The following is a 14,297-nucleotide window of genomic DNA, read 5'->3' as shown; positions in this document are numbered from 1 at the left end:
CGGAACGCGGTGGAGTTCCGGTTCAACGTATAGAGCGAAGCTTGTTTCTCGTTATTCATACGTCCGTCATGACGCGCCTGCCGGGCGCTATCGCAGCCTGCGGCTCATGTAGAGCGCAGTGTCGTTGCCGGGGCGATCTCCATACAGCGTTTGATCAAGGCCTACAATGCGGAACCCCATGCTTTCGTAGGCGCGGATCGCCGGTACGTTGTCCACCTGTGTCTCAAGCCAGACATGTTGCGCGTCTGCAGATTCGGGCGCGTTGAACAACGTGTTGAGAAGTGCTCGTCCGATGCCCTGCCCACGCATCTGTGAGTCCACGTACATGTGACGGAGGCAGAGCCGTCGGTTCCAGGAGCTGAGGGTACACGCAGCGAATCCGCAGACCCGATCATTGTGCGTCGCCAGATATGCACAGTCCCACCCCGGAGGATCTTCCGCCAAGTGCTGAGCCAGATCGTGTCGCTTGACGGTGGGGAAGGCCAGCGTCATCTCTTGCCAGGTGAACGAACCGTTGTGGAATTCAACGTCTGCGTACGTCGTGAGCGGCGTTGCTGTATCAAGGTCGATGACTGCTTCACGGTCGGTGCTGTCGTACGTCCTCACCTTCATATTGAAGAGTCTAAGCAGATGAGTCGGCGGGCCGAATCGGGAGGCACAGTGGCTGGCGTCGTTGGTCGAGGACCCCTTCGCGGAACAGTGCCCCTCAGGTCGTGATGTTCTCGGGTGCACAAACTTGTCCGTCGTTCTCGCCGGTGCTGGTGTGAGCGAGCCCAGCGTGGAGCACACATGGCTCTCCGTGCCGGAACGTGGTGGAGTTCCGGTTCAACGTCTCGTCGCGTGCCGGAGCGGCGGACAGAAGTAGTGCTACGTCGCGGTTTGTCGGCCACGTATCCGTCCTGCCAGAGGGGTCCTGTCCGTAAGAGGGTGGGGGTCCTCTGCGAGTGGGGCTGCCGTCTACGGCTCCGCCTCGATGCCCTCGGAGGGGAGGTCGGCCGTGGTAGTCGAAGCGGCGGCGGGCCACCGGGCTCTATTGGCGGCGCTGTCGCTTCTGCTTGTGGGACCGTACGGCCGCCATTGCGCCACCGACGAGAAGCAGGGCTCCTGCCGCCAGGGCGACGCCACCGAAGAAGTTGCTCTGTCTCAGCGAGATGGATCCCAGCGTCACATCGCCTGCGAGCATCCATGTACCCAGGATGAGCATGACGAAGCCAAGCAAGATTGCGCCCGAAGTCGCGTCGAGCAGACGACGTCGTTGACTAGCACGAGAACTCATCCGGGCCCCCTTCCGTCAATGCTCACGAACCAGATCATAGCGCCAGGACTTGTTCGCGGGGAGCCTCGATACGCATCTTGCTGCTTTCGACGAATGGATCGGAGTGCTCCGCCAGTGTTTGCTTGCCAGTTCGGAGGCAGACTTTCCGCTGTGATCGTCAGATGGTCGTAGGTGCCGGAACTCGGTGGAGTTCCGGTTTAACGTCTAGCGTTATTGACGCTGGTCGTTATATCCTGGTCTCGTGATCAGATCGTTCGGGAGCAAGGACACCGAACGATTGTGGCGTCGTGAGCGAGTGCGCTCGATCGATCCTCGGATCCATCGAGTCGCACTGCGCAAGCTTCGTCAGGTGGGATCGGCGGAGTCCATCGAGGATCTCCGGGTCCCGCCGGGCAACCGGCTCGAAGCGCTGAAGGGCGACCGCGCCGGGCAGCACAGCATCAGGATCAACGACCAGTGGCGCATTTGCTTCGTGTGGACAGTCGCTGGACCAGAGGAGGTGGAGATCGTTGACTACCACTGAGAAGATCGCCCCGATCCACCCTGGGGAGGTCCTCATGGAGGACTTCATCGAGGGCTTCGGGATCACGCAGAACAAGCTCGCCGTGTCGATCGGAGTGCCGCCGCGACGGATCAACGAGATCGTGCATGGCAAGCGGGGGATCACGGCGAATACTGCGCTGCGACTTGCGAAGTACTTCGGCACCTCGGCGGAGTTCTGGATCAACCTGCAGAGCCACTACGAGTTGGACCGCGCCGAGGACCAGGCGGGGGAGCAGATCGCAGCGATCGCCCCGCTGAAGATCGCGTGACAGGGCATCTCATCGTGATCTCTGGTCTTCCCGGCGTCGGGAAGACCAGCGTTGCCGAGGTCGTCGCGGCGCGTACGGGGTCTGTGCACCTGTCCATCGACGCTGTCGAGGAGTCGATCCTCGCGTGTGGCCTGCCGCGAGGTTGGCAAGTCGGTGTCGCCGCGTACGAGGCGGTCGGCACGATGGCGGACCTGAACCTGCGACTCGGCCAGACGGTCATCGTCGATGCGGTCAATGACAGCGAGGAGGCTCGGCAGACCTGGCGCGGTGCGGCGACGCGCAATGAGTCCCGTATCGAGTTCGTGCATCTGGTGATCAGCGATGCGCTGGAGCACGAGCGGCGGCTCTCCAGCAGGGATCGCGGTCTCGCCCACGTCGGCGAACCAGCATGGGCGGACGTCCGTCGCCGTCGCGCCGGCTACGCCGCGTGGTCTGATGCGGTGGTGGAAATCGACACAGCAGTCCGGACCGCGGACGAGATCGCGGATGCGATCATCTCCCGCCTCGATTTCGCCTCAGGCGGCGTCGATGATGGCCCCGAGTGCCGGAACGCGGTGGAGTTCAGGTTCAACGTGTGATCGTCTCTGCACTGGGTGCTTGATGGCGCCGCGCAGTACCCGGCCGGAAGAGGTGGCATCCTGTGCGGAGGTTCGTGGGGCTCTGGTGGAGGAACGGCGCAATCTCAAGCGATAGTGTTGTCGCGTGGACTTTCATGCCTTTGAGGCATACGCCGCTGAGATGGGGCTCGCTCTCGCGATTGCGCCGGAGGAGCAGAACAGCGATTACGAGTCGGGAGTCGTGCAGATAGACCGCGACTCATGGCATATTCGAACGGCGCGGAACACTCCCACCAAACCGGGCGCCTTCGTCGCCTTCTGGAGGCGAGGCGCTGATGGAGTGACGGCTCCGTTCGGTGAGGATGATCCTGCCGTGGGATTGCTGGTCTTCGTGGAGCAACTGGGCAGGCGTGGCGTCTTTCGGTTCACCGCTGCGGATCTCGCCCGGCTGGGCATCACGTCGGGAGTGCGGCCCGGCAAACGGGGATTTCGGGTCTATCCGAGTTGGTGTGTAGACCTGAACTCCGGAGCGGCGGCTGTGCAACGTGCTCAGTCGTCTTCTTTTCTCACTTACTGAGAGCCGATCGCTGTCTTCCGCTCTGCGGGGATGAAGGCACCCGCTGTCTGATCTTGGTGAAGAAGCCAATAGGTCAGCAACTGTTGTATGGTCATTACATGCTGACCATTACCTCACGCGTGGATGCCATGAACCGGCTGGGTCGGGCCATGGCCGACCCGACCCGGTCGCGCATCTTGCTCTCCCTGCTTGATGAGCCCGGCTATCCGGCGAAGCTCGCCCGGGCTCTCGAGCTGACGCGCACTAACGTCTCCAACCACCTGTCCTGCCTGCGCGGGTGCGGAATAGTCGTCGCCGAGCCCGAGGGTCGGCAGACCCGGTACGAACTCGCCGACCCGCATATCGCGGCCGCGCTCACGGCGCTGATCGACGTCACGCTCGCGGTCGACGAGAGTGTCCCGTGCCTGGATCCGCACTGCTCGGTCCCGGGCTGTTGCGGCACCGAGGTGGCGATATGACCGCTGCAGTGCTCAAGGACGAACGACGAGACGTCCTCCGGCGTCGGATCCGTATCATCGTGGCGATCACGATCACGTGGAACGTCGTCGAGGCGATCGTCGCGTTGAGTGCCGGAGCAGCCGCCTCGTCGGCGGCCCTCATCGGTTTCGGCCTCGACTCGGTCGTCGAAGTACTCTCCGCGGCCGCGATTGCCTGGCAGTTCGCCGCGCCGGATCCGGAGGGGCGGGAGAGGGTCGCTCTCCGGGTGATCGCCGTGTCGTTCTTCGCCCTCGCGGCCTACGTGAGCGTGGAGGCGGTCCTCTCGCTGCTCGGGGTGCGCGAGCCAGGTCACTCCCCGGTCGGCATAGCGATCGCCGCGCTGAGTCTCGTGGTGATGCCGTTCCTGTCCTGGTTCGAACGTCGCACGGGGCGTGAGCTCGGTTCCGCGTCGGCGGTGGCCGACTCCAAGCAGACGCTGATCTGCACGTACCTCTCTGCTGCGCTGCTGGGTGGACTACTGCTCAACAGCCTGCTCGGCTGGGCATGGGCCGACTCCGTCGCTGCGATCGTGATCGCCGTCTTCGCCGTCCGCGAGGGCGTCGAGGCGTGGAGAGGCGACGCGTGCTGTGCTGCTCCGGTCTCCGCACTCACGGGAGAACGCGATGTCGACCGATGCGAGGACGGTTGCTGCACTGCACACAGGGCTCCTGCGTGAGCTAGAGATTGCAGGCGTGGCGATCGACCGATGGCAGATTCCGGTGGAGGAGGTGAATCTGTGGGACCAGTATTCAGTTCGAACCGTTCAGTTGCCGGAGAACGTCGGCTCCGCTGACCGGGCGGCACTGGGCCCAGATGTGTGTGTAGGTGCTGAAAGTCGGTGGAGTCCCGCTTCAACGATTGAGGACCGCGTGCCGATCCATCCGGGAGAGATCTTGACGGAGGACTTCATCGAGGGCTTCTGAAGCCGAGGGAGGGCAGCAACGCGAGACATGCGCGGCTCGCCCTCAGAACAGGGGCCACGGCACCGCCGGCATCTCCCCGCTCGGGGTCGGAAACTGCCCGACCGAACGCAAGCGGCCGCAGCGCGCGACCAGTGATGCGATCTCCTCTGCGCTCAGCAGGTCGGTCAGGGCCCGGCCGAGTCCGCCCTGCAGTCCTTCGCTGACACGATCTATGCCGTCGCGTTCCTCGGTGGTCAGAACATCTCCCTGCCATCCCCACAGCACCGTGCGCAGCTTGTGGTCGCGGTGGAAGGTGAGCCCATGGTCGACTCCGTGCCGATGCCGGTCAGCCATGGCGAGGATGTGATCGCCCTTGCGGTCTGCATTGTTGACGATCAGATCGAACACCGCCATGCGTCGCAGCGCCGGCGAGTCCTCATGGACGAGGGTGATCATCTGCCCGTTCTCATCGTGTCCCTCGAGAATGCTTTTCCAGCCCGTCTCGGGCAGGTGGTCCGTCCTGACCAGGTCCACGGCATGCTGGGCGCGGTCCTGGTCCTGCCAGAGCTGCACCATTCCTTCGCCCATCGGGCCGTCGCGCAACCAGGTGTACGGCACGATGTCCCAGCCGAGTGCCTGCGAGACCAGGTACGCGGCCACCTCCCGGTGGGCCAGGGTGCCGTGGGGGAAGTCCCTGAGCGGGCTTTCGCCCGCTATCGGCTTGTAGACCACCGCCACGTCGCCGATGCCGCCCAGGAATGTCGCATTGGACGCCGTGGTGATGCGGCCGGTGAGCCTCAACTCGGCGGCCGCCAGGTCCGTCGCGGGCATCAGGTCTCGGGAAGGACGCAGATGTGGCCGTCTGGGTCCATGGGATGGCCACAGAGCGTACAGAGGGGACGCCCGGCGTCCACGACCTCCCGGGTGCGCAGTGTGAACGCACGGGCGGTGCCGACCGGCATCCGCACCAGGAGCTTCTCGGACTCGGCAGCTGTGCCCTCCTCGAGCGAGGCGTCATCGTCGCCGGCAATGGGGAGCACCTCAAGGAGGATCTGGGCCGTGGTGGGGTCCCAGCCTATGCCGATGGCTCCCGCGCGGAACTGCTCCTGGACGGACTCGAGCTGGTCATTGTCGACGAGTTCGACGGGCGTGCTGGTGGGAACGCTGAAGCGGTTGCCCTCGACGGTGATGAGCTGGTCGAGGACCTCGTCGACCTTCTCCGCGAGCAGAGCCGATTGCAGCTTCTCCAGGGCAATGCTCACGATCCGCGTGCCTGCGCGCACCTGCAGATAGAACGTCCGGTCCCCCGGGAGCCCGACGGTGCCGATGACGACACGGTCGGGCCAATCGAACTCGAGAACACGTGCAGGCATGTCAGTCATGTCTTGATCCTATGCGTCTCGCTGTCCATGGCACCTCTGCCTGCACCGCCGCCCACCGGCGCATCACCGGAGTGGATGCCGCTGGAGAGCCACGAGAGATCACCGGCATCGGTGTTGATGGCGCAGACCCTCGGCCGGCTCGCGCCGTAGCTCACGATCGAGACGGACGCGGGGCTCACCTCGAGCCGCTGGAACAGGTCGAGGTGCATGCCGAGCGCGTCGGCGAGGACCGCCTTGATGATGTCACCGTGACTCACCGCCACCCACACCGCCTTCGGCCCGTACTCGGCGTCCATGGTTGCATCGTGGCGTCGGATCGCTGCCACCGACCGTGCCTGCATCCCCGCCATGGATTCACCGCCGGGAAAGACGACGGCGGAGGGTTGCGACTGCACGAGCGGCCACAGATCCTCTTTCGCGAGATCACTGAGCATGCGGCCCTGCCACTGACCGTAGTCGCATTCGGTGAGGTCAGGATCGACCGACGAGCAGGGTGTGCCGGTCTGCCGATCGACGATGAGCTGGGCAGTCTCCTGGCAACGCTCCAGAGGGCTCGAGACCACCCCGACCACGGGCACCGCCGCGAGCCGGTCCCCGGTCAGCGCGGCCTGCTCTCTCCCGGCCGGGTCCAGGCTGACGCCGACGGCCCGACCGGCCAGGAGCCCCGTGGCATTGGCTGTGGTGCGGCCGTGCCGCACGAGAAGTACTGTCGCCATCCCCCCAGCCTAATGACGCGGTCATGTTGACGAGGAGGGAGTCTCCCACAATGATGTGGATGAGTAGAACAGCAGAGCCACACATGGATGCCAAGATAGTGCCGTGATCAGCGCCGAATCACAGGTCCGAATACGTTCCTACGAAAGCTCTGACGCGGACGAGACGTTGTGCATCTTCCACGACGCGATCATGGTCACGGCCTCAGCGGACTATGCGCCCGAGCAGATCATGGCCTGGGCGCGGCCGGACAAGCGCGACCTCCGCGGGTGGGATCGGTCCATGCTTGCGCGGGAGAGCTACGTGGCCCTCCTCGGCGAGCAGGCAGCTGGTTTCTCCGACGTGAGCGCCGAAGGCTATATCGACATGCTGTTCGTGTCTCCACGATTCGCACGACGAGGTGTGGCGCGCCAGCTGCTGACGTTCCTCGAGCTCCGGGCACGGGGGATGTCAGCGAGCCAACTCTCCTCGAACGTGAGCATCACGGCTCGCCCGTTCTTCGAGACTCTCGGTTTTCACGTGGTGGCCGAACAACACCCCGTGACCGGGGGCGTCGTCATGACCAATTTCCATATGATCAAAGAGCTCAATTCGTGAGAGCGGTGCTGTCAGTGTCCACCGAGTCGCGATGCCTGCGAACAGTGCGGACATGAGGAAGACGGGCCACCGCGCTGGACCCACTCACGTGTCGGTTGAGCTGGGTCGGTCGATTCTGGTGCGGCATCACGCAGTCGGGTGATTGACGAACAGGTCCACGACATCCTGAAGGGCCACGTAGGTCGCATCGACGTCCGCGACGAGGAAGTCCAACGTGACGCTGCGATTTGCGCGAGCCTCGGCGGCATCGTCCCCGAGCAGCGGCACTGTTGCGGAACTGGCGATGGCCAGCGTGCCGGATGGTGTGCGAAGTTCAGCGAACATCGGATGAAGCCGTTCGGCCGTGATTCCGGTGGCTGCTTCGTAGAACGTGAAGGTGGCCGACGAATTCGGCCGCGCACATCACGGTACGAGCCATACCGGGCGAGAACGGCCCGGTATGGCAGCGACAATGGATGTCATGGCCGACACGACCGCGCGAGCGTTGCTGCTGCTCGAACTGCTGCAGTCCGCGCAGCAGCGCAATGTCACCGAGCTGGCAGATCGTCTCGGCGTCGACGAACGGACGGTTCGCAGGGACGTGGCGCGACTGGTGGAGCTGGGCCTGCCAGTCGAGGCGCTGCGAGGGCGCTACGGCGGCTATCGGCTCGCGCCCGGCAGGCGCGTCCTCCCGCTCATGTTCACCTCTGAGGAAGTGGTCGCGGTCTTCCTGGGGCTTGCCCGTGCCCAGGGCACGTCACGCGAATCGGGGATCGCCGCGCAGACCGCTCTGGCCAAGATCAAGCGAGCACTGCCGACCGCTGATGCCGAAAGGATCCACGCCCTGCTCGGAGTGACGACGCACTCCTCCCAGCACGGAGGGGCGGTTCCCGAGCCCGCGCTGATGCTGACCTTGGCGGAGGCCGTGAAGCTTCGGCGCGTCCTGGACCTGCGCTACGTCAGCGGCGAGGGCGTGTCGTCTCGGCGCACGGTTCACCCGTATGACCTGGTGGCGCACTTGGACCGGTGGTATCTGGTGGCCTTCGACACCGGCCAGCAGGAGGAACGGGCTTTTCGGGTCGACAGGTCCGATCGGCTCGGTCTTCGCGCGAGACCTTCACGGCGCCGCGGCGGCCGGATGCGGAACGGCACCTGCTCGACCTGTTCGTCGATGCGCACTATCGGTGGCACATCGTTCTGCACATCCGAACCACGGAGGATCGCATCCGGACTCACCTGCCGCAGAGCGTGGCCCGACTCGAGCGGTTGGATGGGGGAGAGGCAGGGACGGGCGAGGACGGTCCGCCCTGGTATCTGGCGGAGATCCGTGCCAAGAGCCTCGACTGGCTGCCGTCTGTGATCGCAGCACTCGACTGCGAGGTGAGGATCGAGAGGCCAGACGAGCTCCGGGTCCGCGTCAGTGCTGCGGCGGCAAGGCTCTTGTCCGCGGCGGACGACGGCCAGAGGCCGATCGGGTGGTGAGCCAGCCGCGGTAGGCAGATGGTTCCCGCGGCGCCGATGTGGACCGGGCTCCATCAGTCGCCTCACGATGCATCGGTCCTCGGGCAGGAGTGTCAGGATGGCCCTATGGATCTAAGTTACTTCTGGACCGGCTGGACTCCCATCTGGCACACATTGCTCGTCGGGTCTGTCGGGTACCTCACGTTGGTGATCCTCCTGCGCGGGATGGGGCCGCGCACCATGGCGAAGATGACTCCATTGGACTTCGTGGTCGCGGTGACGCTCGGCTCGGCGTTCGGTCGCGTCGTGACCGCGGTGGACGTCAGCCTTGCCCAGGCTGTCGTGGCGTTGCTGCTCTTGGTCACCGTGCAGTGGGTGCTCGCCTACTTCCGGGCGCGGTGGAGGTTCATGCGGCGACTCCTCGACTCCCCGCCTGTCCTGCTCTACTACGACGGAGAGTTGCAGCAGCAGGCCCTACGCCGGCATCGGCTCACCGAGGTCGATGTCCACACCGCTGCCCGCCAATCGGGCCAGGGATCACTCGACGACATCCAGGCGGTCATCCTGCAACAGGACGGCTCGCTCGGTGTGATCTCGCAGAATGCGATGCGAGACGGATCCAGCGTGCTGCCATTCATCGAGCAACGTCGGGGCGATTCCTGATCCGCTGGGCGGCCTGGAGGGATGTGCACCACACCCGCTGCTGTGAAGACGGCGGAACCACGTTGTAGAACGCGGTGGTGTACTCGAACACGGTGGTGAGGCCGTTGCTCGAGGCGAACAGGAGCTGCCCTTCGACGGCCAAGCGTTCAGCGAGAGAGAATGACGGCATGAAGCGCAGATTCCGCCAGGTCGACGTGTTCGGTGAAGACCCCTGCACCGGCAACCCCGTGGCGGTGGTCCTCGACGTGGAAGCGGTTGACGAGGAGGCGATGCGGAGGTTCTCGGTCTGGTCGAACCTGTCCGAATGCACCTTCGTGCTGCCTCCTACGGTGCCCGGCGCGGACTACCGCGTGCGCATCTTCAGCCTGAGTACCGAGTTGCCGTTCGCCGGCCACCCGACCCTCGGGACGGCTCGGGCCTGGCTGGACGCGGGTGGCGTCCCGGCGGTTCCGGGCATCGTGATGCAGGAGTGCGATGCCGGCCTGGTTCCCGTCTGCATCGAGAGTGACCGGCTCGCCTTCTCGGCACCCCCGAGGCAGCGTTCGGGCCCGATCGATGCCGCTCTGCTCACCGCACTGATCGAGGTCCTCGGGATCGAACGCCAGCAGGTGGTGGACGCCGAGTGGCTGGACAACGGCCCCGGCTGGGTGGGGCTCCTGCTTGACCACGCGGACACGGTCCTGACGCTGCGCCCAGACGCGACGGCGCATCCTGGGCGTTGGGACATTGGCGTGGTCGGCGCCCACGATCCCGGCTCGGGGACGGCGTACGAGCTGCGAGCATTCTTCACCGAGGGCGACGAACCCCTCCGCGAGGATCCGGTGACGGGAAGCCTGAACGCTGCAGCCGCGGAATGGCTCATCTCGACCGGTCGCGCCAGCGCACCCTACGTTGCCGCACAGGGCACCGCGATGGGCCGACGTGGTCGCGTCCACATCTCGACCGATGACGGCCAGCTCTGGGTCGGAGGGCGGGCTGAGGTCGTTCTCTCGGGAACCGCCACGCTGTGACGAGACAGGCGAGACCCGCCACGCGAAGGTGCTCGTCTCGCCGAACGACTGACAGTCAGGGCCTGCCTGGGCCGGAGTGGCCCGGTGGTGCTCATCCGGTTTCCGGGCGCCGGCGGTACTGCTTCGTCTCCGAGCGCTGGCGCTTGCCCTCGAGCCGTCGACGCTGTGAACCCCTCGTGGGCCGCGTCGGACGCCGGGGGACCGGGGGCACCAGGGCCCCACGCAGCACATCGGCCAGCCGCTCCCGGGCCGCCACCCGGTTCCGGCGCTGGGACCGGTGTTCGGCCGCGCTGATGGTGAGCACCGTGCCGGCCAGCCGTGGGGCGAGCCCTGCCAGGGCCCGCTCGCGCTGGGAGTCGTCCAGGGCCGTCGTCGTGCCCAGGTCCAGGCTGAGCTGCACCCGCGAATCCGCGGTGTTGACGCCTTGGCCGCCGGGCCCCGAGGCATGGGAGAACTGCTCGGCCAGTTCACCGGCAGGGACCGTGAGGCCGCGCGGCAGGCCGGGCCCCGAGGGCACTCGCAGATCCTCCATCAACTCAGCCGATCTCGCCCTCATCGCGCAGCCGCGGCTCCACCCGCCGCTCGGGACGGTAGCCCGACTTGTCCGCATAGAACGAACGGATCAGGGCCATGTCCGCCGCCACGTTGCCGGTCAGCTCGAGCGTTGGCCCGAGGCCGGAGGTCATCGTGGTGCGGTCCACGTAGCCCAGCGTCACCGGCATCCCCGTCTCGCGGGCTATCCGGTAGAAGCCGGACTTCCAGTGGGTGTGGCCCCCGCGTGTGCCGTCGGGGGTGACCACCAGGCCTAAGACCTCGCCGGAGTGGGCGGAGTCCACCACCTCGCCGACCACGCGGCTGGGGTCCTCGCGGTCCACGGCGATTCCGCCGAGGGCCCGCATCACCGGCCCGCGCCAGCCGTGGAACAGACTCTTCTTCCCCAGCCAGCGCACCTCGATGTCCAGCTCCCAGGCGATGGCGAGCATCAGCACGAAGTCCCAGTTGGAGGTGTGCGGGGCGCCGATGAGCACGGTGGGACGCGTCGGCACGGACTGCGTCACCTGCTTCCACGGTCCGAGCGACCAGAAGGCACGGGCTAGCTGTCGTCGGATCATGGTCTCCACGGTAAGGCACCTTCGGGGTCAGGAGCTGACCGGCGGCTACGCGGCCGGGCCGGATCCCCTGTACATCAGCCCGCGTTGACGATCTCCCCGTTGCGGGGAAGCCCACCGGGAAAGGTGATCGGCAGCGCGTCGGCCTGCAGGAGGTCCGGCCCGTCGACGGCGGTGGGAGTCGTGATCCGGCTCGGAGCCGTGCGCCCCGATCACCACACCGTCCGCCGGGCTGTTCTGCACCAGCCATCGGCCGGCGAAGGGGTAGTGGAGCTGCAGGGGAGGTGCCATGGGAATCCTGTTCCTCGATCAGGATCAACACTAGTCGCGGCGCAGAAATGGCTCTGGTCCATGGGGGCGGTCCCCGGTAATGTCAACATGGTCGCAACACCGCGGCATCACAACGCATCGAGGGTGATTCAGTCATGGCGGACGTCCGTGGACACGTCGTTGAACTCCAGGACATCAACGAGGATGATCTGGTGGTCAAGGAGCCCAAGGGCTCTGCCGCCGGGCTCAAGGCCGTCGGGGTGTCCTTTGAACGCGGCCTGAAACAGGGCGGCGTGAGCCGGACCGTCCGGTCCATGTACCGCATCAATCAGCATCAGGGCGTGGACTGTCCCGGTTGCGCCTGGCCCGAATCGATCACCGGGGACCGCAAACCGATCGAGTTCTGCGAGAACGGGGCCAAGGCCCTGGCCGAGGAGAACACCACCCGCGTCGCCACCCCCGAGTGGTGGGCGGCGCACTCGATCTCGGAGCTGCGGGACAAGACGGAGTACTGGCTCGGTCAGTCCGGGCGCATCACCCACCCGATGATGATCCGCGAAGGGGAGACGCACTACCGGCCGGTCAGCTGGTCCGAGGCGTTCACCACGATCGCCGAACACGTCCAGGCCACCACGCCGGACCGGTGCACCTTCTACACCTCGGGGCGAACCCCGAATGAGACGGCTTTCATGTACCAGCTGTTCGCGCGCAGCCTGGGCACCAACAACCTGCCGGACTGCTCCAACATGTGCCACGAGTCCTCGGGCACCGCCCTGAACCCCACCATCGGGATCGGCAAGGGCACGGTGTCCCTGGAAGACCTCGAGCATTCCGAACTGGTCTTCGTGGTCGGCCAGAACCCGGGCACCAACCATCCCCGCATGTTGGGATCCCTCGCTGAATGCCGCCGGAACGGTGGCAAGGTCGTGGCGGTCAATCCCCTGCCGGAGGCGGGGCTGCTGCGCTTCAAGGATCCGCAGACCCCGAAGGGCCTGCTCGCAGACGGTGAGCGCATCAGTGATGAGTTCCTGCAGATCAAGGTCGGTGGGGACCAGGCCCTCTTCCAGGCCCTGGGGCACCTGCTGCTGCAGAAGGAGGCCGCCGCGCCGGGTACGGTCATCGACCAGGAGTTCATCGAGTCCGAGACCGCGGGATTCGCCGAGTACGCGGCCGCCCGCGAGCACCTCGACTGGGCGGAGATCGAGACCGCCACGGGGCTGCAGCGCGCCGAGATCGAGCACATCGGTGACCTGTTGGCCGCCTCCAAGGCCACGATCTTCTGCTGGGCCCTGGGCATCACCCAGCAGCCGCACTCCGTGGACACCATCAAGGAGATCGTCAACCTGTTGCTGGTGCAGGGCAACTTCGGCAAGCCGGGTGCCGGTGCCTGCCCGGTGCGCGGCCACTCCAACGTCCAGGGTGACCGCACCTTCGGGATCTGGGAGAAGCCCACGGAGGACCTGCTGCAGCGGATCGACGCCGAGTTCGGGATCACCTCCCCGCGCGAGCACGGCTACGACTCCACGGAGTCCATGATCGAGATGGCGAAGGGGGAGATCGATGTCTTCGTCTCCCTGGGCGGCAACCTGGCCCTGGCGAATTCGGACACGGCCTATATGGAGGCCGGGCTGCAGCGCACGGGGTTGACGGTACACATCTCCACCAAGCCGAACCGCTCCCACGTGGTGCACGGCAAGACCTCGATCATCCTGCCCACCCTGGGCCGGACGGACCGGGATGACAAGCACCCGGGCGGCTCCCAGTTCCTCACCGTGGAGAACTCGATGTCCGTGGTCAGCTCCACGCGGGGCCGGCTGGAGCCGGTCTCTGACCACCTGTTGGCGGAGCCGGTGATCATCGCACGGATGGCCGAGGCGGTCTTGGGCCCGGACCACGCGGTGGACTGGAAGGCCATGGCGGAGGACTATGACGTCATCCGCGACCACTGCTCCCGGGTGATCCCCGGCACGGAGGACTTCAACCGCCGAGTGCGGGAGAAGTACGGATTCGTGCTCCCGAACCCGCCGCGGGACCGCCGTCAGTTCGCCACGCAACAGGGCAAGGGACAGTTCACGGTCCGCGCCCTGGAGTACCTCGATCCGCCGGAGGGCCACCTGGTCCTGCAGACCATGCGCTCGCATGACCAGTACAACACCACGTTCTACGGGCTGGATGACCGCTACCGCGGGATTTCCGGTGGCCGCCGCGTGATCCTCATCCACCCGGAGGACCTGGCGGCCTCCGGGTTCGCCGACCGGGAATTGGTGGATGTGGTGTCCTCCTTCGCCGGGGAGGAACTGCGGGCAGACAGGTTCCGGCTCGTCTCCTACCCCACAGCCAGAGGGTGTGTGGCCGCCTACTACCCGGAAGCGAACGCTCTGGTGCACCGTGATCTCGTGGCCCGAGAGTCGAACACCCCTGGGTTCAAGGCGATCATGGTCCGCTTCGAGCGGCGTGCGGATGGGATGGAGAACCGGGAAGAGGTCAGCTCCCTGATCGAGTCGGTGTGAT

General features: G+C 65.9%; 19 protein-coding genes and 1 pseudogene. 12 read left to right on the top strand and 8 right to left on the bottom strand.

Features of this window, described 5'->3' with window-relative positions:
* Positions 1–87: 87 nt before the first annotated feature.
* Positions 88–612, bottom strand: a complete 525-nt coding sequence (locus IMT31_RS03965; protein ID WP_413543828.1) for a GNAT family N-acetyltransferase — start codon at positions 610–612, stop codon at positions 88–90.
* A 418-nt stretch (positions 613–1,030) separates the two neighbouring features.
* The gene (locus IMT31_RS03960) at positions 1,031–1,276 is read right to left on the bottom strand and encodes a hypothetical protein (protein ID WP_413543827.1); all 246 of its coding nucleotides are present in this window, start codon (positions 1,274–1,276) and stop codon (positions 1,031–1,033) included.
* A 241-nt stretch (positions 1,277–1,517) separates the two neighbouring features.
* Here IMT31_RS03960 and IMT31_RS03955 point away from each other — a divergent pair, with 241 nt between their 5' ends.
* The 7 genes from IMT31_RS03955 (at position 1,518) to IMT31_RS03925 (ending at position 4,622) form a co-directional block, all read left to right on the top strand.
* Complete coding sequence (locus IMT31_RS03955) at positions 1,518–1,799, top strand: type II toxin-antitoxin system RelE/ParE family toxin (protein WP_413543826.1); 282 nt, start codon at positions 1,518–1,520, stop codon at positions 1,797–1,799.
* Positions 1,786–2,088 carry a HigA family addiction module antitoxin gene (locus IMT31_RS03950; RefSeq protein ID WP_345355151.1) on the top strand — a complete coding sequence of 101 codons (303 nt, stop codon included), beginning with the start codon at positions 1,786–1,788 and terminating at the stop codon, positions 2,086–2,088. The genes IMT31_RS03955 and IMT31_RS03950 overlap by 14 nt, the downstream gene beginning before the upstream one ends.
* A complete protein-coding gene (locus IMT31_RS03945) occupies positions 2,085–2,666 on the top strand; it encodes an AAA family ATPase (protein WP_413543825.1) in 582 nt (193 codons plus the stop codon). The genes IMT31_RS03950 and IMT31_RS03945 overlap by 4 nt, the downstream gene beginning before the upstream one ends.
* Before the next feature lie 124 nt (positions 2,667–2,790).
* The gene (locus IMT31_RS03940; protein WP_413543824.1) at positions 2,791–3,222 is read left to right on the top strand and encodes a MepB family protein; all 432 of its coding nucleotides are present in this window, start codon (positions 2,791–2,793) and stop codon (positions 3,220–3,222) included.
* Between the two features lie 98 nt (positions 3,223–3,320).
* Positions 3,321–3,680, top strand: a complete 360-nt coding sequence (gene cmtR / locus IMT31_RS03935; protein ID WP_413543823.1) for a Cd(II)/Pb(II)-sensing metalloregulatory transcriptional regulator CmtR — start codon at positions 3,321–3,323, stop codon at positions 3,678–3,680.
* Entirely contained in the window at positions 3,677–4,375 is a 699-nt protein-coding gene (locus IMT31_RS03930) for a cation transporter (RefSeq protein ID WP_413543822.1), read from the top strand. The genes cmtR and IMT31_RS03930 overlap by 4 nt, the downstream gene beginning before the upstream one ends.
* 16 nt (positions 4,376–4,391) lie before the next feature.
* Positions 4,392–4,622 carry a hypothetical protein gene (locus IMT31_RS03925; protein ID WP_413543821.1) on the top strand — a complete coding sequence of 77 codons (231 nt, stop codon included), beginning with the start codon at positions 4,392–4,394 and terminating at the stop codon, positions 4,620–4,622.
* Between the two features lie 42 nt (positions 4,623–4,664).
* On the opposite strand, the gene IMT31_RS03920 is transcribed toward IMT31_RS03925, so the two are convergent.
* Genes IMT31_RS03920 through IMT31_RS03910 form a run of 3 tightly spaced genes read right to left on the bottom strand, consistent with a single transcriptional unit; the run spans position 4,665 to position 6,699 of the window.
* Positions 4,665–5,432 (bottom strand): SCO1664 family protein, encoded by a 768-nt coding sequence (locus IMT31_RS03920; protein ID WP_413543820.1) that lies wholly within the window; start codon positions 5,430–5,432, stop codon positions 4,665–4,667.
* Positions 5,432–5,974 (bottom strand): DUF3090 family protein, encoded by a 543-nt coding sequence (locus tag IMT31_RS03915; RefSeq protein WP_413544365.1) that lies wholly within the window; start codon positions 5,972–5,974, stop codon positions 5,432–5,434. Before IMT31_RS03915 ends, IMT31_RS03920 begins: the two co-directional genes overlap by 1 nt.
* A 5-nt stretch (positions 5,975–5,979) precedes the next feature.
* Positions 5,980–6,699, bottom strand: a complete 720-nt coding sequence (locus IMT31_RS03910; protein WP_413543819.1) for an MSMEG_4193 family putative phosphomutase — start codon at positions 6,697–6,699, stop codon at positions 5,980–5,982.
* 103 nt (positions 6,700–6,802) lie between these two features.
* On the opposite strand from IMT31_RS03910, the gene IMT31_RS03905 reads away from it, so the two are divergent.
* Positions 6,803–7,294 carry a GNAT family N-acetyltransferase gene (locus IMT31_RS03905; protein WP_345355171.1) on the top strand — a complete coding sequence of 164 codons (492 nt, stop codon included), beginning with the start codon at positions 6,803–6,805 and terminating at the stop codon, positions 7,292–7,294.
* Positions 7,295–7,420: 126 nt separating this feature from the next.
* On the opposite strand, the gene IMT31_RS03900 is transcribed toward IMT31_RS03905, so the two are convergent.
* On the bottom strand, positions 7,421–7,618 hold the full coding sequence (locus IMT31_RS03900; RefSeq protein ID WP_345355174.1) for a hypothetical protein: 198 nt from the start codon (positions 7,616–7,618) through the stop codon (positions 7,421–7,423).
* 115 nt (positions 7,619–7,733) lie between these two features.
* On the opposite strand from IMT31_RS03900, the pseudogene IMT31_RS03895 reads away from it, so the two are divergent.
* The 3 genes and pseudogenes from IMT31_RS03895 to IMT31_RS03885 all read left to right on the top strand — a co-directional run bounded on the left by IMT31_RS03895 (position 7,734) and on the right by IMT31_RS03885 (position 10,407).
* Positions 7,734–8,755, top strand: a pseudogene (locus IMT31_RS03895) (helix-turn-helix transcriptional regulator).
* Positions 8,756–8,860: 105 nt separating this feature from the next.
* Positions 8,861–9,397, top strand: coding sequence for a DUF421 domain-containing protein (locus IMT31_RS03890; protein ID WP_345355180.1), 537 nt, complete (start codon positions 8,861–8,863; stop codon positions 9,395–9,397).
* A gap of 167 nt (positions 9,398–9,564) precedes the next feature.
* Positions 9,565–10,407, top strand: a complete 843-nt coding sequence (locus tag IMT31_RS03885) for a PhzF family phenazine biosynthesis protein (RefSeq protein WP_413543818.1) — start codon at positions 9,565–9,567, stop codon at positions 10,405–10,407.
* A gap of 91 nt (positions 10,408–10,498) precedes the next feature.
* Here IMT31_RS03885 and arfB read toward each other — a convergent pair whose 3' ends face one another.
* Together arfB and IMT31_RS03875 are read right to left on the bottom strand one after the other, a co-directional pair.
* Entirely contained in the window at positions 10,499–10,939 is a 441-nt protein-coding gene (gene arfB / locus IMT31_RS03880) for an alternative ribosome rescue aminoacyl-tRNA hydrolase ArfB (protein ID WP_413543817.1), read from the bottom strand.
* A 4-nt stretch (positions 10,940–10,943) separates the two neighbouring features.
* Positions 10,944–11,519, bottom strand: a complete 576-nt coding sequence (locus IMT31_RS03875) for a 1-acyl-sn-glycerol-3-phosphate acyltransferase (protein ID WP_413543816.1) — start codon at positions 11,517–11,519, stop codon at positions 10,944–10,946.
* 422 nt (positions 11,520–11,941) lie between these two features.
* Between IMT31_RS03875 and IMT31_RS03870 the strand changes: the two genes are divergently transcribed.
* Positions 11,942–14,296, top strand: coding sequence for an FdhF/YdeP family oxidoreductase (locus tag IMT31_RS03870; protein ID WP_413543815.1), 2,355 nt, complete (start codon positions 11,942–11,944; stop codon positions 14,294–14,296).
* Position 14,297: the final 1 nt, after the last annotated feature.

Origin of the sequence: Citricoccus nitrophenolicus, assembly GCF_047305825.1 — a bacterium.
GTDB classification, from domain to species: domain Bacteria; phylum Actinomycetota; class Actinomycetes; order Actinomycetales; family Micrococcaceae; genus Citricoccus; species Citricoccus nitrophenolicus.
Note: the sequence above shows the minus strand (reverse complement) of the source record. Positions and strands in the feature narration are given on the sequence as shown.

What these genes read in the sequence shown, in the direction of transcription:
- IMT31_RS03870 (WP_413543815.1), top strand. Translation starts at nt 11,942, where the DNA reads ATGGCGGACGTCCGTGGACACGTCGTTGAACTCCAGGACATCAACGAG.
- IMT31_RS03915 (WP_413544365.1), bottom strand. Translation starts at nt 5,974, where the DNA reads ATGCCTGCACGTGTTCTCGAGTTCGATTGGCCCGACCGTGTCGTCATC.
- IMT31_RS03930 (WP_413543822.1), top strand. Translation starts at nt 3,677, where the DNA reads ATGACCGCTGCAGTGCTCAAGGACGAACGACGAGACGTCCTCCGGCGT.
- cmtR (WP_413543823.1), top strand. Translation starts at nt 3,321, where the DNA reads ATGCTGACCATTACCTCACGCGTGGATGCCATGAACCGGCTGGGTCGG.
- IMT31_RS03960 (WP_413543827.1), bottom strand. Translation starts at nt 1,276, where the DNA reads ATGAGTTCTCGTGCTAGTCAACGACGTCGTCTGCTCGACGCGACTTCG.
- IMT31_RS03910 (WP_413543819.1), bottom strand. Translation starts at nt 6,699, where the DNA reads ATGGCGACAGTACTTCTCGTGCGGCACGGCCGCACCACAGCCAATGCC.
- IMT31_RS03885 (WP_413543818.1), top strand. Translation starts at nt 9,565, where the DNA reads ATGAAGCGCAGATTCCGCCAGGTCGACGTGTTCGGTGAAGACCCCTGC.
- IMT31_RS03920 (WP_413543820.1), bottom strand. Translation starts at nt 5,432, where the DNA reads ATGCCCGCGACGGACCTGGCGGCCGCCGAGTTGAGGCTCACCGGCCGC.
- IMT31_RS03890 (WP_345355180.1), top strand. Translation starts at nt 8,861, where the DNA reads ATGGATCTAAGTTACTTCTGGACCGGCTGGACTCCCATCTGGCACACA.
- IMT31_RS03965 (WP_413543828.1), bottom strand. Translation starts at nt 612, where the DNA reads ATGAAGGTGAGGACGTACGACAGCACCGACCGTGAAGCAGTCATCGAC.
- IMT31_RS03900 (WP_345355174.1), bottom strand. Translation starts at nt 7,618, where the DNA reads ATGTTCGCTGAACTTCGCACACCATCCGGCACGCTGGCCATCGCCAGT.
- arfB (WP_413543817.1), bottom strand. Translation starts at nt 10,939, where the DNA reads ATGGAGGATCTGCGAGTGCCCTCGGGGCCCGGCCTGCCGCGCGGCCTC.
- IMT31_RS03875 (WP_413543816.1), bottom strand. Translation starts at nt 11,519, where the DNA reads ATGATCCGACGACAGCTAGCCCGTGCCTTCTGGTCGCTCGGACCGTGG.